Origin of the sequence: Nonomuraea sp. NPDC049655 (assembly GCF_044465465.1) — a bacterium.
Taxonomy (GTDB): domain Bacteria; phylum Actinomycetota; class Actinomycetes; order Streptosporangiales; family Streptosporangiaceae; genus Nonomuraea.
Genome location: NZ_JBITLS010000011.1, coordinates 320,637 through 343,854, shown reverse-complemented (window position 1 = coordinate 343,854; position 23,218 = coordinate 320,637). Strand labels below are relative to the sequence as shown.

General features: G+C 72.0%; 21 protein-coding genes and 1 pseudogene. 9 read left to right on the top strand and 13 right to left on the bottom strand.

Going from position 1 to position 23,218, the window contains the following annotated elements; translation table 11 throughout:
• Positions 1 to 196 precede the first annotated feature (196 nt).
• A complete protein-coding gene (locus tag ACIBQ6_RS33390) occupies positions 197 to 1,117 on the top strand; it encodes a hypothetical protein (protein ID WP_397216700.1) in 921 nt (306 codons plus the stop codon).
• Positions 1,118 to 1,127: 10 nt separating this feature from the next.
• On the opposite strand, the gene ACIBQ6_RS33385 is transcribed toward ACIBQ6_RS33390, so the two are convergent.
• The 3 genes from ACIBQ6_RS33385 to ACIBQ6_RS33375 form a co-directional block, all read right to left on the bottom strand.
• Complete coding sequence (locus tag ACIBQ6_RS33385) at positions 1,128 to 3,236, bottom strand: ATP-binding protein (protein WP_397216699.1); 2,109 nt, start codon at positions 3,234 to 3,236, stop codon at positions 1,128 to 1,130.
• 418 nt (positions 3,237 to 3,654) lie between these two features.
• Positions 3,655 to 3,948: an MBL fold metallo-hydrolase gene (locus ACIBQ6_RS33380; protein WP_397216698.1), complete on the bottom strand. Its 294-nt coding sequence runs from the start codon at positions 3,946 to 3,948 to the stop codon at positions 3,655 to 3,657.
• Between the two features lie 104 nt (positions 3,949 to 4,052).
• Positions 4,053 to 4,442, bottom strand: coding sequence for a nuclear transport factor 2 family protein (locus ACIBQ6_RS33375; protein ID WP_397216697.1), 390 nt, complete (start codon positions 4,440 to 4,442; stop codon positions 4,053 to 4,055).
• A gap of 79 nt (positions 4,443 to 4,521) precedes the next feature.
• On the opposite strand from ACIBQ6_RS33375, the pseudogene ACIBQ6_RS33370 reads away from it, so the two are divergent.
• Positions 4,522 to 4,638, top strand: a pseudogene (locus ACIBQ6_RS33370) (helix-turn-helix domain-containing protein); the annotation flags it as partial.
• A gap of 375 nt (positions 4,639 to 5,013) precedes the next feature.
• Positions 5,014 to 5,490: a VOC family protein gene (locus ACIBQ6_RS33365; RefSeq protein ID WP_397216813.1), complete on the top strand. Its 477-nt coding sequence runs from the start codon at positions 5,014 to 5,016 to the stop codon at positions 5,488 to 5,490.
• Here the strand turns inward: ACIBQ6_RS33365 and ACIBQ6_RS33360 are convergent.
• From ACIBQ6_RS33360 to ACIBQ6_RS33350, 3 genes are read right to left on the bottom strand one after another with little or no spacing between them, the layout of a single operon-like run.
• Positions 5,483 to 6,331, bottom strand: coding sequence for an ABC transporter permease subunit (locus tag ACIBQ6_RS33360; RefSeq protein ID WP_358284530.1), 849 nt, complete (start codon positions 6,329 to 6,331; stop codon positions 5,483 to 5,485). The genes ACIBQ6_RS33365 and ACIBQ6_RS33360 overlap by 8 nt on opposite strands.
• Positions 6,328 to 8,991: a CocE/NonD family hydrolase gene (locus ACIBQ6_RS33355; protein WP_397216695.1), complete on the bottom strand. Its 2,664-nt coding sequence runs from the start codon at positions 8,989 to 8,991 to the stop codon at positions 6,328 to 6,330. The genes ACIBQ6_RS33360 and ACIBQ6_RS33355 overlap by 4 nt, the downstream gene beginning before the upstream one ends.
• A gap of 46 nt (positions 8,992 to 9,037) precedes the next feature.
• Positions 9,038 to 9,445, bottom strand: coding sequence for a PaaI family thioesterase (locus tag ACIBQ6_RS33350; protein WP_352321529.1), 408 nt, complete (start codon positions 9,443 to 9,445; stop codon positions 9,038 to 9,040).
• 52 nt (positions 9,446 to 9,497) lie between these two features.
• Between ACIBQ6_RS33350 and ACIBQ6_RS33345 the strand changes: the two genes are divergently transcribed.
• Both ACIBQ6_RS33345 and ACIBQ6_RS33340 read left to right on the top strand, forming a co-directional pair.
• On the top strand, positions 9,498 to 10,781 hold the full coding sequence (locus tag ACIBQ6_RS33345; protein ID WP_397216693.1) for a cytochrome P450: 1,284 nt from the start codon (positions 9,498 to 9,500) through the stop codon (positions 10,779 to 10,781).
• 69 nt (positions 10,782 to 10,850) lie between these two features.
• The gene (locus tag ACIBQ6_RS33340) at positions 10,851 to 12,035 is read left to right on the top strand and encodes a hypothetical protein (protein WP_358284536.1); all 1,185 of its coding nucleotides are present in this window, start codon (positions 10,851 to 10,853) and stop codon (positions 12,033 to 12,035) included.
• Here the strand turns inward: ACIBQ6_RS33340 and ACIBQ6_RS33335 are convergent.
• Both ACIBQ6_RS33335 and ACIBQ6_RS33330 read right to left on the bottom strand, forming a co-directional pair.
• Positions 11,993 to 13,027 (bottom strand): CopD family protein, encoded by a 1,035-nt coding sequence (locus ACIBQ6_RS33335; protein ID WP_397216691.1) that lies wholly within the window; start codon positions 13,025 to 13,027, stop codon positions 11,993 to 11,995. The two genes, ACIBQ6_RS33340 and ACIBQ6_RS33335, sit on opposite strands and share 43 nt — an antisense overlap.
• Positions 13,024 to 13,629: a copper resistance protein CopC gene (locus ACIBQ6_RS33330; RefSeq protein WP_397216689.1), complete on the bottom strand. Its 606-nt coding sequence runs from the start codon at positions 13,627 to 13,629 to the stop codon at positions 13,024 to 13,026. Before ACIBQ6_RS33330 ends, ACIBQ6_RS33335 begins: the two co-directional genes overlap by 4 nt.
• A gap of 51 nt (positions 13,630 to 13,680) precedes the next feature.
• On the opposite strand from ACIBQ6_RS33330, the gene ACIBQ6_RS33325 reads away from it, so the two are divergent.
• The gene (locus ACIBQ6_RS33325; RefSeq protein ID WP_397216687.1) at positions 13,681 to 14,442 is read left to right on the top strand and encodes a class I SAM-dependent methyltransferase; all 762 of its coding nucleotides are present in this window, start codon (positions 13,681 to 13,683) and stop codon (positions 14,440 to 14,442) included.
• Between the two features lie 28 nt (positions 14,443 to 14,470).
• Here ACIBQ6_RS33325 and ACIBQ6_RS33320 read toward each other — a convergent pair whose 3' ends face one another.
• From ACIBQ6_RS33320 to ACIBQ6_RS33305, 4 genes are all read right to left on the bottom strand, one after another.
• Entirely contained in the window at positions 14,471 to 15,268 is a 798-nt protein-coding gene (locus tag ACIBQ6_RS33320; protein ID WP_358284546.1) for an SDR family oxidoreductase, read from the bottom strand.
• The gene (locus ACIBQ6_RS33315) at positions 15,265 to 16,242 is read right to left on the bottom strand and encodes a diiron oxygenase (RefSeq protein WP_358284548.1); all 978 of its coding nucleotides are present in this window, start codon (positions 16,240 to 16,242) and stop codon (positions 15,265 to 15,267) included. The genes ACIBQ6_RS33320 and ACIBQ6_RS33315 overlap by 4 nt, the downstream gene beginning before the upstream one ends.
• A gap of 69 nt (positions 16,243 to 16,311) precedes the next feature.
• Entirely contained in the window at positions 16,312 to 16,911 is a 600-nt protein-coding gene (locus ACIBQ6_RS33310; protein ID WP_397216684.1) for a TetR/AcrR family transcriptional regulator, read from the bottom strand.
• An 11-nt stretch (positions 16,912 to 16,922) separates the two neighbouring features.
• Positions 16,923 to 18,272, bottom strand: coding sequence for a sensor histidine kinase (locus tag ACIBQ6_RS33305; protein ID WP_397216682.1), 1,350 nt, complete (start codon positions 18,270 to 18,272; stop codon positions 16,923 to 16,925).
• 164 nt (positions 18,273 to 18,436) lie between these two features.
• Between ACIBQ6_RS33305 and ACIBQ6_RS33300 the strand changes: the two genes are divergently transcribed.
• Genes ACIBQ6_RS33300 through ACIBQ6_RS33290 form a run of 3 tightly spaced genes read left to right on the top strand, consistent with a single transcriptional unit; the run spans position 18,437 to position 22,140 of the window.
• On the top strand, positions 18,437 to 19,603 hold the full coding sequence (locus ACIBQ6_RS33300; protein ID WP_397216680.1) for an acyl-CoA dehydrogenase family protein: 1,167 nt from the start codon (positions 18,437 to 18,439) through the stop codon (positions 19,601 to 19,603).
• Entirely contained in the window at positions 19,600 to 20,631 is a 1,032-nt protein-coding gene (locus ACIBQ6_RS33295) for an acyl-CoA dehydrogenase family protein (protein WP_397216678.1), read from the top strand. Before ACIBQ6_RS33300 ends, ACIBQ6_RS33295 begins: the two co-directional genes overlap by 4 nt.
• Positions 20,632 to 22,140 (top strand): AMP-binding protein, encoded by a 1,509-nt coding sequence (locus ACIBQ6_RS33290; RefSeq protein WP_397216676.1) that lies wholly within the window; start codon positions 20,632 to 20,634, stop codon positions 22,138 to 22,140.
• Here ACIBQ6_RS33290 and ACIBQ6_RS33285 read toward each other — a convergent pair.
• Positions 22,101 to 23,213, bottom strand: a complete 1,113-nt coding sequence (locus ACIBQ6_RS33285) for a C45 family autoproteolytic acyltransferase/hydolase (RefSeq protein ID WP_397216811.1) — start codon at positions 23,211 to 23,213, stop codon at positions 22,101 to 22,103. The two genes, ACIBQ6_RS33290 and ACIBQ6_RS33285, sit on opposite strands and share 40 nt — an antisense overlap.
• Positions 23,214 to 23,218: the final 5 nt, after the last annotated feature.

Below are 23,218 nucleotides of genomic sequence, written 5' to 3'. Positions count from 1 at the left end.
ATGCCCAGTTTATCCACCGGTTCCCTTGGAGGTATCCATAGTGTGAAAAAGGCATTAAAGGGCTCCAAGTTGTCGAGTGTGGCCTTTTGAACAGCCGATCGTCATGCTGAAGGGCGTGGCAACTTCTGCGCATTCCTTCAGTAGGCGACCGCTCCACATCCCTCCGCTCCCATGCCCGTTCCCCAACGAGATCAACGTGCATGCCGCGGAGGTCGACACGGAGAGCCATACGTGGCTGGCCGCCTCCAGCATGCTCAAGGACGCCGACACCATCGAGCACTTCCGGCGTTCCAAGATCGGCCTGCTCGCCGCCCGCACCAACCCCGAGGTGCCGCGCGACAGCCTCCGGCTGATCAACGACTGGTACAACTGGCTCTTCGCGTTCGACGACGCCTTCTGCGAGGGAGAGCTGATGGGGCACCGGGCCTCCGCGCTCGCCCGCGCCCTGCCGCCGCTCCTGGAGATCCTGGACGACCGCAGGAAGCCCGACGACGACGACCCCTTCGGGCTCGCCCTCAACGAACTCCTCCACCGCATCGTCTCCACCTCCACCCCGGCGCAGGTGGACCGGTGGCGCATCACGGTCAAGGAGTACCTGTTCGCCCAGATCTGGGAGGCGGCCAACCGGGAGGCCGACCTGATCCCCACCCCGCAGGACTACATCCTGATGCGCCGCATCACCGGAGCCACCTACACCTGCTTCGCCCTCATCGACGCCGGCGGCGGCTACCGCCTCGAAGCCGAGGAGTGGCACCATCCCGACGTGCGGATGTTGTCGGACCTGGCCTGCGACCTCATCGGCTGGGACAACGACCTGCTCTCCTACGCCAAGGAGTGCGACAACGACAAGGCCCGGCACAACCTCGTCACCGTGCTGGCCACCCACCGGAACCTCACCCTCCAGGACGCCCTCCTGGAGGTCTCCGACATGCACAACCAGGCGCTCGCCGCCTTCCTCGACCGGCGCGCGGCGCTGGAGAAGTGGGCCCCGCCGCCCGTCCGCGCGTACGTCCGCGGCCTTGAGCACTGGGTACGCGGGCACATCGAGTTCTCGCTCGGCAGTGCGCGCTACGTGCACGCGTGGCCGGAGGGCACTCGCTGGCCGCAGGCCGTGTGAGGCCCCGGGATCAGTCCTCGGCCGGGGCGTCCAGGTCGCCGAGCGCGAGCGTGGACGCCTCGTCGAGGTCGAGGCGGGCGCCGTTCTCGAAGGCGTTCTTGTAGGCCAGCTCGCCCATCATCGACTTGCAGTCCTCGACGCACGCGTCGTGGTCGTCGGTCAGGAACGGGGCGCCCATCTGCGGCAGGCCGGCCGTCCGCCAGTTCTGCTGCAACGCGCCCAGCAGCTTGGCCGCCGTCGGCGCCTGCTTGAGCGCGATGAGGATGCGCGCGGTCGTCTCCAGCACCAGCAGCGTGCCCAGCGTGTCGTGGAAGTGCCGCTTGATCCGCAGGCCCTCGCGGGCGTTGTGCAGCGCCTCGCCCGGCCTGCCGGTCGCGAGCCTCGTGCGCGACATCGCCCACTGGGCGTACGAGCTGACCCACAGCTCGCCGCGCTCCCGGCACACCTGAAGGCAGTCCTGGAGCAGCGACTCGGCCTCGAACAGCTCGCCCTGCGCCGACAACACCAGCGACAGCTCGACGATCGCGGGCAGCAGGCCCGGGTTGAGCTCCTTGTTGTCGGTGTTGAACTCGATCGCCACGCCCAGCAGCGCGCTGGCCTTCTGCAGGTCGCCCTGGAGCAGCGCGGCCGTGCCCTGCATCTTCGAGGCCAGGATCACCGCCCTGGAGTCGCCCACCCGGACGGCCTCCGTGCTGCACTGCTCGGCCGCCGCCAGCGCGCCCTCGCTGTCACCCTGCGCGCTGCGCACGTAGGACAGCACCCACAGGGCCTTGCAGCGCTCCTTGCTCGGCGAGGGGTTGGCCTCCAGCGCGCGTTCGAGGTAGAGCCGCCCCTCCCGGACGAAACCGCAGCACACCCACATGAACCACAACGACGCCAGCAGCGTGAGCGCCGAGCCGCTGCGCATGGACGAGGACAACGCGTGCTCCAGCGCGACCCGCACGTTGTCGTGCTCCTGACGCATGCGCACGAACCAGTAGATCTGCCGCGGACCCGACCACGCGTCTTCGCTGCGCTGGGCCAGGCTCAGGTAGTACTCCAGGTGGCGCTGCCGCATCTGCTGGGCCTGGCCGAGCTTGTCCAGCCACTCCTCGCCGTACTCGGCCAGCGTGTCGATCAGCTTGTAGCGGACGCCGGAGTGGTGGCTCCTGATCATCAGGATCGACTTCTCCACCAGCCCGGTGACCAGATCGGTGATGTCCTCCGAGGGCAGGCGCCCGTCGGAGCAGACGAACCTGGCCGCGTCGAGCTCGAAGTCGCCGGCGAACACCGACAGCCGCGCCCACAGCAGCCGCTCGGCGGGCTCGCACAGCTCGTGACTCCAGCCGATCGCCGCCCGCAGCGTCGCATGGCGCGGCAGCGCCGTACGGCTCGCGCCGGCCAGCAGGCTGAACCGGTCGGCCAGCAGCCCGAGGATCTGCTCCACCGACAGGGCGCGCAGCCGCACCGCCGCCAGCTCGATCGCCAGCGGGATGCCGTCGAGCCTGCGGCACAGTTCGGCCACCGCGCCGATGTTGTCCTCGTCGAGCTGGAAGTCGGGCACGACCGCCCCGGCCCGCAGCGCGAACAACTGCACCGACTCGTTGGTGAACAGGTTCTCCGTCGGGTCGTCGCCGGGCACCACCAGCGGCGGCACCGGCACCACCTGCTCGTACGGCAGGTGCAGCGACTGCCTGCTCGTGGCCAGCACCTTCAGGTTGGGCGCGGCCTCCAGCAGCTCGTGGACCAGCTCGGCGCAGCCCTGCACGAGGTGTTCGCAGGTGTCGATGATGAGCAGCATGTCGCGTTCGCCGACCCACTCCGACAACGACTCCGACTCCGCCCGCGAGGACTGGTCGGCGATGCCGAGCGCCGAGGCGATCGTGTGCTTGACCATGCCCGCGTCCTGCAGCCGGGCCAGGTCGGCGAACCACACGCCGTCGGGGTACTGCGTGCGAACCTGGTGCGCCAGCCGCAGCACCGTGCGCGACTTGCCCACCCCGCCGATGCCGGTGACGGTCACCAGCCGGGACTCGGCGAGATGCCGCTTGAGGTTGGCGAGTAACCGGGTCCGCCCCACGAAGCTGGTGAGCTCCGCCGGTAGATTGCCTTCTCTCCGCCAGCCTGCAGGGGTGGCCATGCGCAGCCTCACGGGGGATCGGCGACACCTGCCCTGGCATCGTACCGCCGGGCGCGAGGGCTGTCCGTGGAGCCGGGCAGACGACCGGTGTTGGTTTGTACGTCTCGGTAGCATGTTTTCCGTGGACGAATTTCTCCCGGAGCAGACTTCGGACGACACCGATCTCGGCTGGGGCGACTGGCGTGAAGCCGACGCCGACGCCTTCTACCTCGACAACAAGCCTCCGCACTGGGGCTGACCTGGCCGCCCGCGCCGCCCTGTGGCCGGGCGCCCGCCTTGCTGGCTCCCGGCCGTTCCCGAAACGGCCCGCCTGATTCCCCTTTCCGGCCCATCACACTCAGGCCCGCCCTATCCCGGTACGTAACTTTGTATCCCGCCGAATCCCACTCGCCCCATTAGGGCATGTCTCAAAGGATCGTCACCCGGTCGCCGGCCCGAGCCGCACAGGCCCGACCGCGACCTTGGGCTTCTGCCCGGTGCGGGCGCGGACGGCGTCGGCGGCGTGCACGAACACCGGCACGCCGTGCTCGCTGCGCAGGCGTTCGGCGAAACCGAGGTGGTCGGAGTCGCCGTGGGTCAGGACGAGTCCCCGGATGTCGTCCACGGACTTGCCGAGGGAACGGAGTTCGCGCTCCAGATCCCGCCCGTGGCCGGGCAGCCCGGCGTCGATGAGCGTGATGCCCTCGCCGGTGTCGACGAGATGGCAGGCCACGACGTCGTTGCCGAGGCGGGCAGATGGGGAGCGAGTTTCATGGGACCTCCGGCGCCGGGGCGCCGATCGTGGAACGGGTGGATGTCTGGCGCACGCGCCTCGCCTCAGAGCATTCCGTGCGGAACGTGCGCCGCTTCCGGCACCGGCTGCACCACGTCCCAGTGCTCGACGATCTGCCCGCCGGCCAGCCGCCAGATGTCGACGACGGCGACGCCGCGCGGGTCGTCGTCCGTGGTCATGAGGTGGTGGATCACCACGTGATCGTCGTCGGCGATGACCCGCTTGAGGTCGAGCCGGGCACGCGCCACGGGAGCCTCGGCGATGTAGGCGATGAACGCGTCCCGCCCGGACGGGTTGCCCGGGCTGTGCTCGACGAAGTCCTCGCGCAGGAGCGTGCGGAGCACGTCGATGTCCCCGGCCGCGAAGCGGGTGAAGCCGTCGAGGACCAGGTGCTTGTTGCGGGTGGCCGTGCTGCTGTCGTTGATGGGGGACACCGTCGCAGCGCCCGCCCGGAGGTGTCGATTACATGGCATGTAATCGCGCAGGTCAGCAGGGGGCGACGACAATCGCCGGGTGAATCTGGACCGGCCGATCGGTGAGTCGCTGCGCGAGTGGCGGCGCCGCAGGGGGCTCAGCCAGCTCGATCTGGCGCTGCAGGCGGGCGTGTCCGCCAGGCACGTCAGCTTCGTGGAGACGGGACGGACCATCCCCAGCAGCGCGATGGTGCTGCGCCTGGCCGAGCATCTGGGGTCCCGCTGCGGGAACGCAACCGCCTGCTGGTCGCGGCCGGTCACGCGCCCGTCGTCCGCGAACGGCCGCTGGAGGACCCGCACCTGGCCTCGGCGCGGAACGTCACCGCTCGCTTCTTCAGGACGGCGGCCACAGAACCTTCCGCCTGACGCCGTCCGTGCCGGCGCCAAGAGCTTCCGCGACGTCTCAGACTTTTTTCAAAATTCTTCGGAACGCGTGTCGATCCGCCCCCGTCCCGTTCGACGCGTCGATGAAAGGAAGGGGACGGGCACGGACCCGGCCCCCGCGACACGTCTCGAAAGGACGACCGGCGACATGCAGAAGATCACGACCTACCTGTGGTTCGACAACCAGGCCGAAGAGGCGGCCGAGTTCTACACCTCGATCTTCGCCGACTCCCGCATCCTGGAGGTCCAGCGCTACCCCGAGGGCGCCCCCGGGCCTGCCGGGCAGGCCATGGTGGTCTCCTTCGAGCTGGCCGGGCAGCGCTTCCTCGCCCTGAACGGCGGCCCGCAGTTCACCTTCACCGAGGCGATCTCCCTCTACGTCGACTGCGCCTCCCAGGAGGAGGTCGACGACCTGTGGGCCAGGCTCACCGACGGCGGCGAGGAGTCGCAGTGCGGCTGGCTGAAGGACCGGTACGGCCTGTCGTGGCAGATCGTCCCGAGGGCGCTGCAGGAGCTGATGAGCGTGCCGGACCCGGCCGCCGCCCAGCGGGTCATGCAGGCCATGCTGGGCATGCGGAAGATCGAGATCAAGGGCCTGGAGGACGCCGCCAAGGGCGTCAGCTGACCACGTCCTTGCGCCGGAACCTGCGGAAGGCCACGGCGATCAGGATCGCGGCATAGGTGATCGACACCGAGGCGCCCTTGGCCATCCCGCTCCAGTCGAGCTCGGGGGCCAGGGCGTCCAGCCACGCGTTGTTCCAGAACGTCGGCAGGAACTCGCGCAGCGTGCCCAGCGCCTCGACCGCCTGCAGGATGGTGCTCACGATCCACAGGCCCACCGCCCCGCCCACCGCGCCGAGCGGCGAGTCGGTCACCGTGGAGACCAGGAACGCCAGGGCCGCCACCACGAGCTGGCTGACCAGGGCGTAACCGATCACGATGCCGAACCGGGGCAGCACGTCGAGCGCCGGGATCGTCTCGCCGGTGCCGGGTACCTGGATGTCGTGCCAGCCGAACGCGACCGTGCCGGCCAGCAGCGCCATCAGCGGCAGGCAGATCACCGCCGCCGCCGAGAAGCCGAGCGCCACGATCAGCTTCTGGCGCAGCAGGCGGTCGCGGGGGACCGGCGCGGCCAGCAGGTAACGCAACGACGACCAGTTGGCCTCGGCGGCCACCGTGTCGCCGCAGAACAGGGCGACCGCCACCACCAGCAGGAAACTCGCCGACACCGACAGGGCGAACGCGGCGAAGTTCAGGCCGCTCGCGGTGGCCAGGTCGCTGATCCGCACCGACGACTGCCCCTGGTTGCCGGACTGCGGCCCGAACTGGAACGCGATCACCAGCACCCACGGCAACGCCAGCAGCAGCCCGAACATGACCAGCGTCCGCCGCCGCTTGAACTGCCTGACGATCTCCACGCGCAGCGGCAGCGTGCGGCGCGGCGCGTAGCCGGGCGCGGCGGTCATGATCTGTCTCCGATGAGGTCGAGGAACACGTCTTCCAGGCGCGGACCGCCGTGCCCGTTGCCGTTGCCCGCCGCCGAGCTCAGCAGCCGCGACACGGGCCCGGTGGAGACCAGCCGGCCGCGGTGCATGACGACCACGTGGCTGCAGGTCTGCTCCACCTCCGCCAGCATGTGGCTGGAGACGATGACGGTACGGCCGTCGCGCGCGTAGCGCTTGAGCACCTCGCGCATCTCCCGGATCTGGGGCGGGTCGAGACCGTTGGTGGGCTCGTCGAGCACCAGCAGGTCGGGCAGGCCGAGCATGGCCTGGGCGATGGCCAGCCGCTGGCGCATGCCCTGGGAGTAGGTGCGCACCGCGCGGTCGAGCGCCTTGCCCAGGCCCGCGATCTCCAGCGCCTCCTCGAAGTGGGCGTCGGCGGCGGGGCGGCCGGTGGCGGCCCAGTAGAGCTCGATGTTGTCGCGGCCGGACAGGTGGGGCAGGAAGCCGGGGCCCTCCACGAACGAGCCCAGCCTGGACAACACGGGCGCACCGGGGGTGACGGGGTCGCCGAAGATCCGGATCTCGCCGGAGTCGGGGCGGATCAGGCCCATCATCATCCGCATCGTGGTCGTCTTGCCGGCGCCGTTGGGGCCGAGGAGGCCGAGAACCTGGCCCTGCTCGACCCGGAACGACAGCCCGTCGACGGCCCGCTCGCCGTTGCGGTACGCCTTGGTCAGCCCGACGATCTCCAACGGCACCTCACGCCCGCCGTCACCGCCCGGCGCCTCACGCCCATCGTCACCGCCCGGCGACTCTCGCCCACCGTCACCGCCCGGCGACTCCGACGCCCGGTCGCCGTTCGGGCTCACGCCGGCCTTCGCAGCCGAGCCGCGGCCCGAGGGACGGCCGGTGGCCAGGAGGACGGCGGCGGCGAGTACGGCGGCCAGCGGCATCGCCCACACCCACCAGGCCACCCCGGTCGGCGGCGCGGCGAGCGTGCGGACCGTGGGGACGGCCAGCGCGGGCGAGGCCAGGGAGACGCCGAACGCGGCGGGCTCGGCCGGGGTCGCGAACCCCATGTCCGTCGTGGTCACGACCAGCCGCAGCCGGTGGCCCACGGCGAACCGGTGGTCGACGGCCGGCAGGGTGACCGTGGCCTCGGCCGAGCCGGCCCCCTCGGGGATCGTGACCCGGAACGGCGCCACCAGCCCCGCCGGCAGCGCGGGCGGCTGGACGGCGTCGGCGACGTCGTAGAGCTTGGCGAACAGGGTCGCCTGGCCCTTGCCCGACACCTTGACCTTGACCGTGGGGCTGCCGGTGAGCTGGAGCGGGGCGGTGAGCGGCGGCGACTCGAACGCCGCGCTCTGGCCGGGCATGTCGATGGACACGCCCGCGCCGCCGCCCTGGCCGCTCAGCAGCCCCCCGACGCCGGGAACGGTCGAGATCGAGGCGGGGGCGCCGCCGGGCGGGTTGACGACGTTCTGCTCGGGGCCGGCGAGCTGCACCGTGGCGGTGTCGGTGCCGGCCAGGCCGGGGTAGGCGGCGGCCTCGGGGTGGAGCCTGATGCGCTGGCGGGTGCCGGGGTCGCGGCCGCCGTCGCGGGTGACGGTGAACGCGCTCACCGCGGGCGCGGCCTCGCGCTTGAGGTGGCGGGCGAACCAGGCCGAGGACTGGTCGTGGAGCCAGTCGGCCTCGCCGTTGCCGCCGTCGTGCCCGCCGTCGAACCAGGCCATGCTCACCGGCGTGCCGGCGGCGGCGATGGCCCGGGCGTTGGCGTCGGCGTGGGCGAGCGGGAACAGGGAGTCGCGCTGGCCCTGGAGCAGCAGGGTGGGCGCCTTGATCCGGCCGGCCACGGTGACCGGGCTGGATCTGCGCAGCAGCGCGACGGCCTCGGGCGTCGCCCGGCCGTCTTCGGCGACCTGCTGGTAGATGGCGCAGATCGCCGGCAGGAAGCGGCCGCACCTGGCCTGCTCGACGGTCAGCGGGGCGGCGGCCTCGCGGCGGGACTGGGCGGCGAAGGTGTCGAGGGAGACGCCCTGGCCGAAGAAGATGCCCGCCCACATGCGCTTGAAGACGCCGTCGGCCACGCCCTGCCCGATCGCGGCCTGCGGGCCCGTGGCGGACCCGGCGGCGTTGGGGAAGAGGGCGTCGGCCAGGTCGGCCCAGGTGATCTGCGGGACGATGGCGTCGACGCGCTGGTCGTAGGCGGCGGCCATCAGGGCGATGGCCCCGCCGTACGAGCCGCCCGTGATGCCCACGCGCGGGTCGCCGGCGGCGTCGAGCTCCACCTCGGGCCGCCTGGCCAGCCAGTCGACGAGCTGCTTGACGTCTTTGACCTCGTAGTCGGGCGAGTTGAGCGCGATCTCGCCCGTGGAGCGGCCGAAGCCGCGCGCGGACCAGGTCAGCACGGCGTAGCCGTCCTGGGCCAGGCGGGCGGCCTGCTGGCGGACGCTCTGCTTGCTGCCGCCGAACCCGTGGGCGACCAGCACGGCGGGCGCCTTCCCGCCGCCGGCGGGCGGGAAGAACGTGGCGTCGAGCTCCACCCGCTGGTCGTCGGCGGGCCCGTCGAGGACCGTGATCCGCTGGTCCTGACCGCGCGCCTCCGCGGTGGACGGCCACACCAGCCACGTCGTCACCCCGATGACGGCGAGCACCGCGACCAGCGCGGCCACACGTTTCATGGCGGTGAGCCTACTTTCCGCACCTGAGAGATCCCTGAGACGGCCCTCAGCCGAGGATCGCGTAGACGGTCGAGGCGTGCGCGGCCGGGTCGCCGTCGCCGTCGGGCGTCAGCGTGACCTCCGAGAAGGCCAGCGAGCGCCCCAGCTTGGTGACGCGCACGTCGAGCAGCACGTCGCGGCCCACCACCGGCCGCTGGAACGTGGTCGACTGCTGCACGGTGGTCATCGGCACGAACCCGCCCCTGGCGGAGGAGATCGCGACGACGGTGGCGGTGTCGGCGGCGGCCATCATCGCCTGGCCGCACAACCCGCCGCCTTCCCTGGCCAGAGAGTCGGACCAGGGGAGCCGGACGACGGCGTGGCGCTCGCCCACCTCCTCCACCCGCAGCCCGAGCTCCTGGATCCAGGGAGCGAAGTATTGCCGGAGAATCGCCTGTGCGTCTTCTGGAGTCACGCGCTCATCATGCACGCTGTAGGGCATGGCGGAGGAGCGGAGCGAGCGTCCTGTGGATAACGCGAGGCAGGGGGAGGAGCGTGACCTGGCCGAGGTGTTCCTGCCGTCCACCTACGCGGCGGACGTCCCCTACGACCTGTACGCCCGGCTCCGCCGGGAGAGCCCGGTCTGCTGGATCCCCGAGCCGGCCGTGGGCCCCTGGCGCGAGGGGCCCGGCTACTGGGGCGTGTTCCGGCACGCCGACGTCAAACGGGTGCTGCGCAGCCCCGACGACTTCTCCTCCCACCTCGGCGCCACCCAGATCCGCGACCCCGACACCCCTGCCGACCTGGAGTTCGTCCGGTCGATGATGCTCAACATGGACCCGCCCGAGCACTCCAGGCTGCGCCGGATCGTGGCGGCCGCCTTCACGCCGCGCGCGGTCCGCGCCCTGGAACGCACGATCAAGGACCGGGTGGCCGCGCTGCTCGCGCCCGGTGAATGCGACTTCGTCGAGGTGGCCGCCGACCTGCCGGTCTGGACGCTGGCCCACGTGATGGGCGTGCCCGAGCAGGACAGGCGGCTGCTGTACGACTGGGCCTCCCGCGTCATCGGCTACCAGGACGACGACTACGCCGGCCTGTCCACGGCCGAGGTCGAGTCCCTGACCCCCGTGGGCCGACTGGCGGTCGCCGCCCGTCCCGAGCTCGAACCGGGCATGAACCCCAGGTCCAGGGCCGCGCTGACGGACATGTTCGCCTATGCCCACGCCCTGGCCGACACCCCGCACGAGTCCGTCATGTCTGCCATGAGGAAGGGCGGCCTGACCGGGGCCGAGTTCGAGAACATGTTCTTCCTGTTCGCCGTCGCCGGGAACGAGACCCTGCGCAACGGCATCCCCGGCGGCCTGCTCAGCCTGCTGCGCCACCCCGCCGAGCTGGCCCGCCTGCGGGCCGACCCGGCGTTGCTGGAGTCCGCGGTCGAGGAGATGCTGCGCCACTGGCCCCCGGTGATGGACTTCCGGCGCACGGCCACCCGCGACCTGACGCTCGGCGGCCGGCGCATCCAGGCGGGGGAGAAGGTGGTCGTCTACCACGCCTCGGCCAACCGCGACCCGGCCGTCTTCGCCGACCCCGACCGCTTCGACGTCGCCCGCACTCCCAACGACCACATGAGCTTCGGGTTCGGCCCGCACTTCTGCCTCGGCGCCCACCTTGCCCGCGTCCAGCTCCGGGCGGTCTTCGCCGAGCTGCTCGCCTGGGACGTCGAACTTGCCGGCCCCCCGGTACGCCTCACCTCCAACTTCCAGAACGGCCTCAAACACCTCCCGGTACGCCTGACCCGCCGCCCGGCCTGAAGGCCGCCGCCCATCCAGACAAATGGGACATCTGAGACCGATGGGCCGGATGACCGTAAGATTTGCGCCGTGAAGTCACCAGCATCGTTCAAGAAGGCCGCAGCATGGGCCTTGCCGTACTGGACCAGAGGCCAGGCGGGGCGCGAGACGCCGCAAGACCTGTTCCGGGTGCTCTACTTCGGATGGCTGGTGGCGCTCACGCTCAAGCTCCTCGGCTCGGCCTGGGACGTCTCGTGGCACTTCAAATGGCTGCGCGACGACCTCGCCCCGCCCCACCTGCTCAACTCCGCCGGCACCGCCCTCGTCGTCGTGCTGACCGTCGTCCACGGCTACACCGGCTACGGCGTCGACAAGGCGGCGCTGCGACTCATCCAGTGGGGAACCGGGATCTTCCTCGTCGCGGTGCCGCTCGACCTGATCAACCACCGCGTCAACGGGCTCGACATCACCTCGTGGAGCCCGTCGCACATCATGCTCTACGTTGGAACGTTCTTCATGATCATGGGCGTGATCAGGGGCTGGTTCATGGGCGCGCCCCCCGGCCGGGAGCGCACGGTCGTGCTGGGCGCCTTCCTCGCGTTCTTCCTGGAGAACGTGCACTTCCCCGAGCAGCACCAGGAGTACGGCATCCTGTCGCTCGGCGCCTGGGACAACCAGGCCACCTACGCCGAGCCGATCCTGCTGCGCTTCGCCGCCGACCAGATGGGCCGTCCGGTCGACCGGATCATGATGGCCGGCTTCACCCTGCCGGTGCCCGACTACCTCTACCCGGTCTACGCCGTCGTCGGCGGGCTGTCGGTGCTGGTCGCGGCCAGGCTGCTGATCGGCAGGTTCGGCGCGGCGACGCTGGTGGCCGGCGCGTACGTCGGGTTCCGCACGCTGATCTGGCCGCTGCTCACCTTCGGCGGCTTCCCGCCGTCGGCGGTGCCGTTCTTCTTCGTGGCGGCCGGCCTGCTGGTGGACCTGGCGTTCCTGGTGCGCGTCCCGGCCGTGCGCGCCGTCGTGGGGGCGGCCGTGGTGACCGCCGGCGCCTACGGCGCGCTGGTCGCGCAGAACGCGGCCCTGGGCCCGGTCTACGGCGCGATCAAGGGCCAGACCGGCCTGTACGGAGCCCCGCCCCTGGTCACGTCGTCGGCCCTGTGGGCCGGGCTCGGCCTGATGGTCGCCTGGCTGGCCGCCGAATGGCTCGCCGGGCGGCGCGACCGGCGAGCTCAGCCGATCGAGGCCCGGGTGATCGCGACCGCCACCCCGTAGGCCAGCCCCATCACGCCCACCTCGGCCGCCGTCCAGCTCACCAGGGCGGTGGCCCCGCCGCGGCGGATCACCGGCAGCAGGCGGAAGCGGATGTGGGCCGCCAGCGGCACCAGCAGCGCCACCAGCGCCGTCTTGATCACCACGAGCACGCCGTAGTGGCTGGTCAGGATCGCGCCGGGCAGCTCGACGCCGGGCGTGAGGGCCATCGTGCCGAGCCCCGTGACCAGCCCGGACAGCGAGACCAGGAGCAGGCAGACGGTGGCCATCCTGGAGAACTTCGGCAGCGCCACGGCCAGCAGCCCCCGGTGGGGGGCGACGAACACGGCCGTGGCGGCCAGGCCGCCCGCCCAGGCAGCCGCGCCCATCACGTGGATCTCCATCGAGATCATGATGGGGTCGTGCCAGACGGAGTTGACCGCGTGCCCGGTGACCGGGATGGGCAGCAGCCCGAACAGCGCCACGATGATCCGCAGCTCCGCGGGCACCTTCTCGCCGAACCTGACCGCCATCAGCCCGATGCCCGCCGCCGCCAGCGCGCACGCCGCGCTGAACAGCAGCCCCTGCCCGGTGCCGACCTCCTCGACGTAGGAGGCGATCAGGCCGAACGTGGGCACCCGGCCCGGATTGAGCTCGGCCGTCTGGAACACGATGGTGAGCAGCGCGCAGATCGCCCACGCCCAGGCCGCCAGCACGGCGAGCGGACGCACCCGGCGCAGCACCGGCTCGGTGGCGTCGGGGTCGTCGAAGCCGAGCAGCTTGGGCACCAGGCTCAGGCCGACCACGGCGACGGCGGCCAGGTCGAGCAGCACCCGGACGACCGGCAGGCCGTAGGCCACGACCGGCCCCGGCATGGGGATGCCCGGCACGGACTCCTGCGCGGTGAACGTGGACGCCGCCACGGCGGCCACGATCCCGCACACGACGAAGGCGCCGGCGACGAGCCGCCCGCCCACCACCTGCTGCCCGGAACGGGAGGAGACGGTCGCGGTCACGCCCGCGTCCCCTCCGACTCCGGCTCCGACTCCGATGCCGATTCCGGCTTCGGCTCCGGCTCCGCAGAGGCGGGCTCGGGGGCCGGGGCGGCGCGGCGGAGGGCGACGGCGGTGCCCGCGGCCAGCAGCAGCAGCGCGGCCACGATCCACACGACCGCCATGCCGGCCCCGCCGTTGGCCGCCGCCTCGGCCGCCTCGGCGCTGTCGCCCTGCTCGGCCTGCCCGGCCGAGACGCCGGTGGCGGAGGCGGCCATGGTGAAGCTGATCTTCCCGGTCACCGGATGGCCGTCGGAGGACAGGATCCGGTAGCCCACCACGTACGAGCCGCCCGCGGGCAGCGGCCTGACCTTGACGGAGACCCGCTCGGCGGCCACCTCCGCCGCGCCGTCGGTCCACGAGGAGCCGTCCGCCCCCGTCACGCCCACCTGCGCGTAGCCCTGGCGCACCGCCTGGTCGAACACCAGCGTCACCCGCGCGGGCGAGGCGGACAGCGTGGCGCCGTCCTTCGGATCGCTGCCGACCAGCACGTTGTGCGCCTGCGCGGGAAGGGCGAACCCGACCGCGGCGCACGCGAGCAACAGGACCGTGAGTAGCCGCCTCACCGATCAAAACCTTCCATCGAACGAGTCTCGAACCCGTATATGGTCCCACCCATGACGGACCTCTTCGGCGGCGCGGCGCCCTACTACGCCAAGTACCGGCCCGGGCACGGCGATCCGGCCATCGACCGGCTGGCCCGCGCGTTCGGCCCGGACGGCGTCGTGCTCGACCTCGGCTGCGGCCCGGGGACGATCGCGATCCCGCTGGCCGGGCGGGTGCGCGAGGTGCTGGCCGTGGACCCCGACGAGGAGATGCTGGCCGAGGGGCGGCGGCTGGCGGCGGGCGTCCCCGGCGTCCGCTGGCTGCGCGGCGACTCGACGACGCTGCGGGAGCTGCCGCCGTTCGGTCACGTGGTGATGGGCCGGTCGTTCCACTGGATGGACCGCCGCGCGGTGCTGGCCGACCTCGACGCGCTGCTGCCGCCCGGCGGCGTCGTCGCCCTCGTCGGCCCCACCCGCGACCCCGCCGAGGAGCCGTGGGAGCCGGTCATGCGCCGGGTGCGCGAGGAGTTCGGGGTGAACACCTGGACGGCCGCCGGCTCCTTCCAGCAGACCGGCGAGCACCACCACGACGTGCTGGCCGCCTCGCCCTTCGCCGACCTGGAGTCGAGCCGGTACGAGCACCGCCTCGCCTACGACCTCGACGCCGTGCTCGGCCTGCAGCTCTCCTACTCCTACACGGCCCCGGCCAGGCTCGGCGACCGTCTGCCCGCGTTCGTCGAGGCGGCCAGGGCCGCCCTGCTGGCCGCCGAGCCGTCGGGCCGCTGGGAGCTGACGACGACCACCGAGGTCCTCATCGCCCGTCGCCCCGCCTGACCGGTCCGGTGGCCCGGACGGCCGGGCCTCAGCGCCGGGCGAGCCGCCGGACCGCGAAGCCCGCCACCCGCACCGCCGCCGACGGCCACAGCCGGGCGGCGCGCCAGGCGATCCGGCCCGAGGCCGGCGCCACGATCAGCGCCTTGTTCCTGGCCACCCCGCGCAGGATGTCCCCGGCCAGCGCGTCGACGGGATAGAGCCGCCCCTGCGCCCGCACCGCCGCGCGCCTGGCATGGGCGGCGATCTCGTTCTGCGGCAGCCCCGGGTTGGCGTGGTCGAGCAGCGGCGTGTCGATGAACCCCGGGCAGACCACGCTCACCCGCACCCCGTACGCGGCCGCCTCGGCCCGCAGCGCCAGCGAGAGCCCGACCACGGCGTGCTTGCTCGTCGTGTACGGCAGCATCAGCGGCGCGGGCACCAGCCCGGCCAGCGAGGCGGTGTTGACGATGTGCCCGAAGCCCTGGTCCACCATGATCGGATAGGCCGCGTGCACGCCGTGGACGACGCCGCGCAGGTTCACGTCGATCGTCCGGTTCCAGTGGTCGAGCGTCAGCTCGCGGGTGCGGCCGCCGACCGCGATGCCGGCGTTGTTGAACAGGAAGTCGAGCCGCCCGCGTTCGGCCTTCACCCGGGTGACCAGCGCGGCCACGGCCTCGGCGTCGGTGACGTCGAGCCGGGCGAACTCCAGCCCGGAGTCGGCGGCGGCCTGCTTGCCCGCCCGCTCGTCGACGTCGGCGATCACCACCGTCACGCCCCTGCGCCGCAGCTCCCGCGCCACCGCGAGGCCGATCCCGGAGGCGCCCCCGGTCACCACCGCGACCTTCACCGGCCCGGCTCCGCCCATATCCCCATGGCCTGCCAGACCTTCCTGCTGACGACGTTGACGAGCCCGATCTCGGCGCACAGCTCGCGGGTGCGGCCGACCGAGTCGCGGATCTCCCGCCGGGCGGCCGGGTTGTCACGGTAGATCTCGGCCACGACCTGCGGCGGGACGCGGAAGTGCCTGATCAGCGGGCCGGGCGGCGCCAGCATGATGCGGGCCATCACGCCGAGCACGACCGGCGAGATCACGCTCAGCAACATCCGCCGGTGGCGGGGCATGCGCGGCACCCGGTCGCGGAGGTAGTGGCGGGCGAAGGAGATGTGCCTGGCCTCCTCCGCGATGTGGATGCGCATGATCGTCTCTTCCAGCGGATGGTGGGCCCGGCCGTCCTTCAGCACCTTACGCTGCACGTGGTCGATCGGGTCCTCGCCACCCAGGACGAAGACGAAGAACAGCTCGGTGGAGATCAGCGGGATCCAGGGCGCGATCTGGGCGACCAGGGACAGCGGCCGCGGCATGCCGCGTATCGGGAGCTTCGTGCGGTTCACGAACTCCTGGAACATCATCCCGTGATGTCCCTCTTCGATGGTCTCGTGGTAGACGTACCGGAACTCGGGGGAGCCGTTCGGCAGGCGGTAGGCGTAGTTGAGCAGGCCGCGCTTGAGCAGGTTCTCGAACTGCAGGCCGATCTTCATGGCGGTGGCGACCCGCCACAGGCCGATCCTGGCGCGGACCTCGGGGGAGCGGCTGCGGTACCACGGGTGGCCGCCCAGCTTGTCGACCTCGGGCAGTTCCCAGCGCGGGTCGGCCTGGTCCACGCGGAACTCCGGGGCGTCCCACGGGATGTCGCGGTAGGGCTCCCAGTGTCTGTCGACCGACGCCTTCGACAGGCGTTCGACGACCGCCTCGTAGGCGGCGCGGTCGGCGATCCTCTCGTCGTTCTCCCGGGCGGCGGCAGAGCTCGGTGCGGATGTCATCGCGGGTGCTCCTCTCCTCGCCCTTGTAATTGTACGAAGGATCCAATAGGCGTGGAAGAGGGACCCGGGTCACAGGTTCTCGACGGGCAGCCCCAGCTCTCCGGCGACCGCCGTACGCAGCAGGACGGCGGCCCGGCGGCGCGAGAGCACATGGGGATGCACGTGCGTCTGGACCGCCAGGCCGTCGATGAGCGCGAAGATCCGCCAGGCCGCCTCCTCCGGATCGCCGCAGGCGAACGCGCCGGAGCGCACGCCGTCCTCGATGATCGAGCGCAGCAGCGAACGGCTGCGCGCGTCGATCCGGCGGGAGATCTCCGCCAGCTCCGGACTGCGCATCGCCTCGGCCCAGGCGTCGATCCACAGCCGCCACTCGTCCGAGGGGATCGCCGGCGAGCAGCGCCGCAGCAGGGCGCGCAGCCGTTCGAGCGGGCCGGCGGGGGACTCCTCGATGTCGGACAGCGCGTCCAGATGCAGCCTGGCCGCGTAGCCGAACGCCTGCGCGAACAGCCTGTCCTTGGTGTCGAAGTGGTAGAAGAGCAACGCCTGGCTGACGCCCGCCGCGCGGGCGATGTCGAGGGTCCGGGTGTGACCGAACCCCTGCTCGGCGATCACTTCGCAGGCCGTCTTGAGGAGGTCTTCGCGCCTTAATCGGCTGAAAGTGGGTGTCACAGCGAGTAACTCTAACTACTGATCAACGGTATTTGTAGGACAAACCGGGCGCCGCGTTCGGAGGGCTCGATGGTGAGCCTGCCCTCGTGGGCCTCGGCGATCTCGCGGGCGATGGGCAGGCCGAGCCCGGTGCCGCCGGCGTCGCGGCGGCGGGAGTCGGCCAGCCGGGTGAACCGCCGGAAGACGGCTTCGCGCTGGTCGGGGGCGATGCCGGCGCCGTCGTCGAGCACCTCCAGCACCGCCCGTCCCTCGTGTTCACCCACAGTCACAGTGATCATGGTATCGGCGTGCCTCTCGGCGTTGTCGAGCAGGTTCGCCAGCAGGCGGGACAGTCGCAGCGCGTCGCCCTCGACGACCACGCCCGAGCGCAGCCGCGTCTCCACCGGCTTGCGCTCCGGACGGCGGAGCAGCTCCTCGCGCACCAGCCTGGCCAGGTCCACCGGCTCGCGCCGGCCGGGCGCGCCCGCCTCCAGCCGGGCCAGGGTCAGCAGGTCGCCGACGATATTCTGCAGGCGGTCGAGGCCCTCGATCACGCGCCGGCCGGTCCGGGGCCAGTCGGTCTCCTCGGGGGCGAGCATCGCCTCCTCGACCTGCGTGCGCATCGCCGCGATCGGGCTGCGCAGGTCGTGGGAGGCGTCGGAGGCGAACCTGCGCTGCTGCTCCACCGCGCGTTCGAGCCGATCGAGGGTCTCGTTCACGGTACGGGCGAGGTCGTCGAGCTCGTCCCGGCGCCGTCCCCTGGGCACCCGGCGGCCGAGGTCGGTGGCGGTGATCTCGGCCAGTTCGTTCCTGATCGCCGAGACCGGGGTCAGCGCGTTGCGCGCGGTCAGCCAGGCCACGCAGGCGGTGACGGCGGCCAGCAGCAGCACGCCGAGGCCGGTGACCGGCAGGTACAAGGGGCTGATGTACCAGGGGAGCGCGGGGGTGTAGGCGTAGATCATCCAAGGTCTGCCGCCGACGTGCGCCCGGAAGCCGACGGTGATCAGGCAGTTCACGCCGGACACCCGGTTCGTGCAGGTCGTGGTGTCGAGGCGGGCGTCGTCGCCGGTGGCGGTGGCGGTGCTGAGCGGCGGCAGCCCCGTCAGGCGGGGGCTGGCCTGCCGGATCCGGCCGTCCGCGTCGACGACCTGGATGAGGTCGGTGCCCTCGGTGACGGCCACGGGCCGCAGGCGGCCGGGGGCGTCCCGCTCGACGACGAAGGCGATGCGGCGCGCGGCCTTGGCGGTCTCCTCGACGAGATAGCCGGTGGCCATCGTGTGCACGAGCGGCGTGACGAGGAGCGCGGTGACGCCGTAACCCGCCAGCGCGCACAGCAGGGCGGCCAGCGTCAGCCGCCGTTGCACGGACCAGCGTCTGAACATGCGCACGCACCCCTCCGACGACCAGATGATCACAGGAGGCGGGAGTGATCCTAATTAGCGGAGTTTCGTCGACAAATGCGGCCGAAAGGTCCTCCAGAGCATTGCTCTATGCGTGCCGCCGCGACCTGACTAGAGTAAGTGAACACTGATGCCAAGGAGTCGATGTGGACCTTGCAGAGTATCGGCGTGCCGCCGCGGAGTGGCTGCGCGACAACGTCCCGGCCGACGATCAGTCAGGGGCCGACGCCCTCGCCCGCGCCAAGGAGTTCATGGCCAGGCTGTACGACGCCGGCTACTCCGGCATCACCTGGCCGCGGGAATGGGGCGGCCAGGGGCTGACGCAGGGCGAGGAGCGCGCCTTCGCCGCCGAGGCGCGTGACTACACCCTCCCCACGTACGTCTTCTCCATCGGGCTCGGCATGACCGGGCCGACCCTGGTGGACCGGGGCACCGACGCGCAGCGCGAGCGGTTCGTCCGGCCGCTGCTGCGCGGCGAGGAGGTCTGGTGCCAGCTGTTCTCCGAGCCGGGCGCCGGCAGCGACGTGGCCAGCCTCCAGACCCGCGCCGTACGCGACGGCGACACCTGGGTCGTCAACGGCCAGAAGGTCTGGACCTCGGTCGCCCACCACGCCGACTGGGGCCTGCTGCTGGCCCGCACCGACGTCGAGGTGCCCAAGCACCGCGGCCTGACCATGTTCGTGGTGGACATGCACCACCCCGGCGTGACGGTCCGGCCGCTCAAGGACATGTCCGGCCGGGCCAACTTCAACGAGATCTTCTTCGACAACGTGACGATCCCCGACGAGCACCGGATCGGCGAGGTGAACGACGGCTGGAGCGTGGCCGTCACCACCCTGCTGCACGAGCGGCTGTCGATCTCGGCGGGCGTCGGCATGGGCGGCCAGAAGGACAACCCGGCCACCTTCGAGGCGCTGCGCGAGACGCTCGACACCAGCGACCCGCTGGTCCGCGACCAGCTCGTCGAGCTGCACATCCGCAGCCGCGCCCTGGCCCTGTTCAACCAGCGGCTGGCCCAGGAGACCAGGGCGGGCATCTTCCCCGGCGCCCGCGGCAGCGCCGCCAAGCTGCTGCTGGCCGAGCTGACCCTGTTCCAGGCCGACCTCGCCACCCAGCTCGCCGGCCCCGAGTCCGTGGTCGGCGACCACCCGCTGTCCCGGTCGATCTCGCTGGCCCCCGGCATGGCGCTGGGCGGCGGCACCAACGAGATCATGCGCAACATCGTCGGCGACCGCGTGCTCGGCCTGCCGCCGGAGCCGCGGGTGGACAAGACCGTGCCGTTCAAGGACCTGAAGGTGGGGACGCAGGGGTGAAGCTCGTACTCAGCCAGGAACAGCAGCAGCTCCGCGAGGCCGTGCGCGACTTCCTGCGCGCCGCCTCGCCGCTGCGCAAGGCCCGCGAGGGCTACGACCCCCAGGTGTACGCCCGGCTCAACGGCGAGCTCGGCCTGTCCGGCCTGGTCGTCCCCGAGGAGCACGGCGGCGCCGGGGCCGGGCTCGCCGACCTCGCGGTGGCCCTGGAGGAGACCGGCGCCGCGCTGCTGCCCGGCCCCTTCCTCGCCACCCAGTTCGCCGCGCTGGCGCTCACCCAGGTGCCCGACAAGGAGCTGCTGGGCGGCATCGCCGAGGGCCGCGTCGCCGCCACGCTCGTCCAGCCCGAGAGCGACCTCGCCTTCGACGGCACGGCCGTCACCGGCTCCCTGCCCCGGGTGTTGTCCGGCATGGAGGCGGACGTGCTGCTCGCGCCCGCGCCCGGCGACGGCGGCGTGCTGCTGGTGGCCGTCGACCTGGCCGGCCCCGGCGTCACGCGGACCCCGCTGGAGACGCTCGACCTCACGCGCGGCCAGGCCCGGGTGACCCTGGAGCACGCCCCCGCCCGCGTGCTCGGCCGCCCGCCCGCCGGCAGCGGCATCGGCGACCGGCTGTGCGTCGCGCTCGCCGCCGAGCAGCTGGGCGTGCTGCGCGCCTCGCTGGACGCCATCGTCGCCTACGCCAAGATCCGCGTCGCCTTCGGCCGTTACATCGGCTCCTACCAGGGCGTCAAGCACAAGCTCGCCGACATGCACGGCAAGCTCGAACAGGCCGAGTCGATCGTCAGGTACGCCGCCTGGGCCGCCGACGAGTCGCCCGCCGAGCTGCCCGGCGCCGCCGCCCTGGCCCAGGCGTACGTGGGCCGCGCCTGCTTCGAGGTCGCCCGCGACCACCTGCTCCTGCACGGCGGCATAGGTTTCACCTGGGAGCACGACGCGCACCTGTTCTACAAGAGGGCCAAGGCCGACGAGGTGCTGCTCGGCCCGCCCCGCATCCACCGGGCCCGTCTCGCGGAACTCCTGGAGCTGTAGATGGACATCAGCGGCCTTCCCGGCTTCTACGCCATCGCCGCCGCCGACCCCGGCCGCCTGGCCGTGATCGACACCGACGGCACGCGGACCACGTACGGCGAGCTGCTCGCCAGGGTCAACCAGGTCTCCCACGGCCTGCGGGCCCGCGGGCTGGGCAAGGGCGACGTGGTCGCGGGCGTGCTGACCAACGGCGTCGACGCCGTCGTCATGCTCATGGCGACCGGCCAGATCGGGCTCTACTACGTGCCGGTCAACTGGCACCTCACCGAGTCCGAGGTGTCCTACATCCTGGCCGACTGCGACGCCAAGGTCGTGGTCACCGACGCCGCGCACGCCGTGCCGGGCGCCGAGATCGGCACGTCCGGACTGGCCGAGGGGCAGCCCACGGACGCCCCCGACGGACGTACGGCCGGGGCGGTCATGTGGTACACCTCCGGCACCACCGGCTTCCCCAAGGGCGTGCAGCGCGCGCTGCCCGACGCCGAGCCGGAGGCCGTCGTGCCGCTGTACACGTGGTTCCTCGGCGAGGTCGTCGACCTCACGCCGGGCGACGGCGTGCACCTGGTGACCTCGCCCATGTACCACTCGGCGCCCTGCGCGCACACCCAGTTCGCGCTGCACCTGGGGCACACGGTGGTGATCACGCCCAGGTTCGACCCGGTCGACATCCTGGAGCTGATCCAGCGTCACCACGTCACCAACGCCATGATGGTGCCGACCATGTTCCACCGCATGCTCCAGCTCCCCGAGGACGTCCGGGCCAAGTACGACGTGTCGAGCCTGCGCCAGGTCATCCACACGGCCGCGGCCTGCCCGGTCGCCGTCAAGCAGGCGATCATGGACTGGTGGGGCCCGGTGCTGTACGAGTACTACGGCTCCACCGAGTCCACGATCGCCTTCTCCGTCAAGCCGCACGACTGGCTGGCCAGGCCCGGCACGGTGGGCCGCCCGGCGCCGACGTTCGAGGCCAAGATCTGCGACGAGAAGGGCGAGGAGCTGCCGCCGGGCGAGCCCGGCATGATCTACGTCAAGTCCTCGATGGGCTCCTTCGAGTACCGCAAGGACCCGGCCAAGACCGCCGCCAGCATGCTGGGCGAGTGGTACGCCCCCGGCGACATCGGCTACCTCGACGACGACGGGTTCCTGTTCCTGTGCGACCGGCGCACCGACCTGATCGTCTCCGGCGGGGTGAACATCTACCCCGCCGAGATCGAGGCCGCGCTGCTGGAGCACCCCGCGGTGGCCGACGTCGCGGTCATCGGCGTGCCCGACGAGGAGTGGGGCCACAACGTGGTCGCGCTCGTCCAGCCCGCCGAGGGCGTCGAGCCGGGCCCCGAGCTCACCGCCGAGCTGCTCGAACACTGCGGGCCCCGGCTCGCCCGGTTCAAGCACCCGAAGGTCGTCGAGTACCGCGACCGGCTCCCGCGCACCCCCACGGGCAAGCTGTCGCGCTCGAAGGTGCGCGAGGGTTACCTGGCCGAGGCGGGGAACACCAGCTCCTCGCTGTAGTCGCGGCCGTCGCCGAGGTAGAAGCGGGTGGCGAGGGTGCGGTCGGCGGTGTCGAAGACCGTGGTCCACAGCGTGCGGAACGGCCCGGCGGCATCCTCCTCCGGCCGCACCGCGCGCAGGCTGTCCCGCAGGTCTTCGGCGGACATGGTGGCGCCCTTGCTGCGCTCGTACAGGGTGCGCAGCCGGCCGTAGGTGCCCAGGCTCGCCGGGGTGTCGGCGGGCAGGGCCATCGGGTCGGGATGGCGGTGCAGCAGGTGGTTGGTGACGCACAGCGGGCCGTCGCCGAACTCGACGGCGTGCTCGGTGCCGTCCGTGCCGCGCTCCCACACGAACGCCTGGCCGTGGGCGTCGGCGACCAGGTAGTGCAGGGGCAGGCCGAGGTCGTACTGCTTGGCCCCCAGCAGAGCCTGCCTGGCCTGGGCCGCGGTCTCGCAGGTGTCCATGAGGAACCGGGGCAGTTGCAGGCTGCCGAGCCCCACCTGCGGGACGTCCAGCCGCGGCGGGGTGGCGGTCTCGGCGTCGGCGATCAGCAGCATGACGGCCAGGCCGGCCTCGTTGATGCCGTCGATGCAGCCGTCGAGGCCGTTCATGGTGATGACGGTGGAGGCGAGCCCGTCGTCGGGCACGGTGCTGATCACGTACGGGCGGGCGGCCATGGGCAGCTCGCCGGGGCGGGCCGGCTCGCCCATGAGCTGACTGGTGGTGTGCAGGAAGAAGTCGTAGTTGCGGCCCACCCTGCCGTGCCCGTCGGCGGAGGCGGACGGCGGGCACCACAGGGCCGAGCAGGCGGCGCCCGCGGGCACGAAGTTCCAGCCGTCGAGGGCCAGCTCGTCCTGGTCGGGGTCGAGGCCGAGCGCCGCGGCGGCGCCGTCCATGCGGGCGTGGTGCTGCGGCCAGTTCCGTTCGAACCAGGACATCCTTGCTCTGATCACCGCCGGGTCGGCGGTCCTGGGCGACCAGCCGAGCCGGCGGGCCTCCTCGGTGAGCACCCGGCCGATCTCGAACTGGCTGCCGGTGACGGTGAGGTGCGTGACGAGCTGGAAGTCGTCATTGCCGCCGGCCACGCAGGTCATGTTGG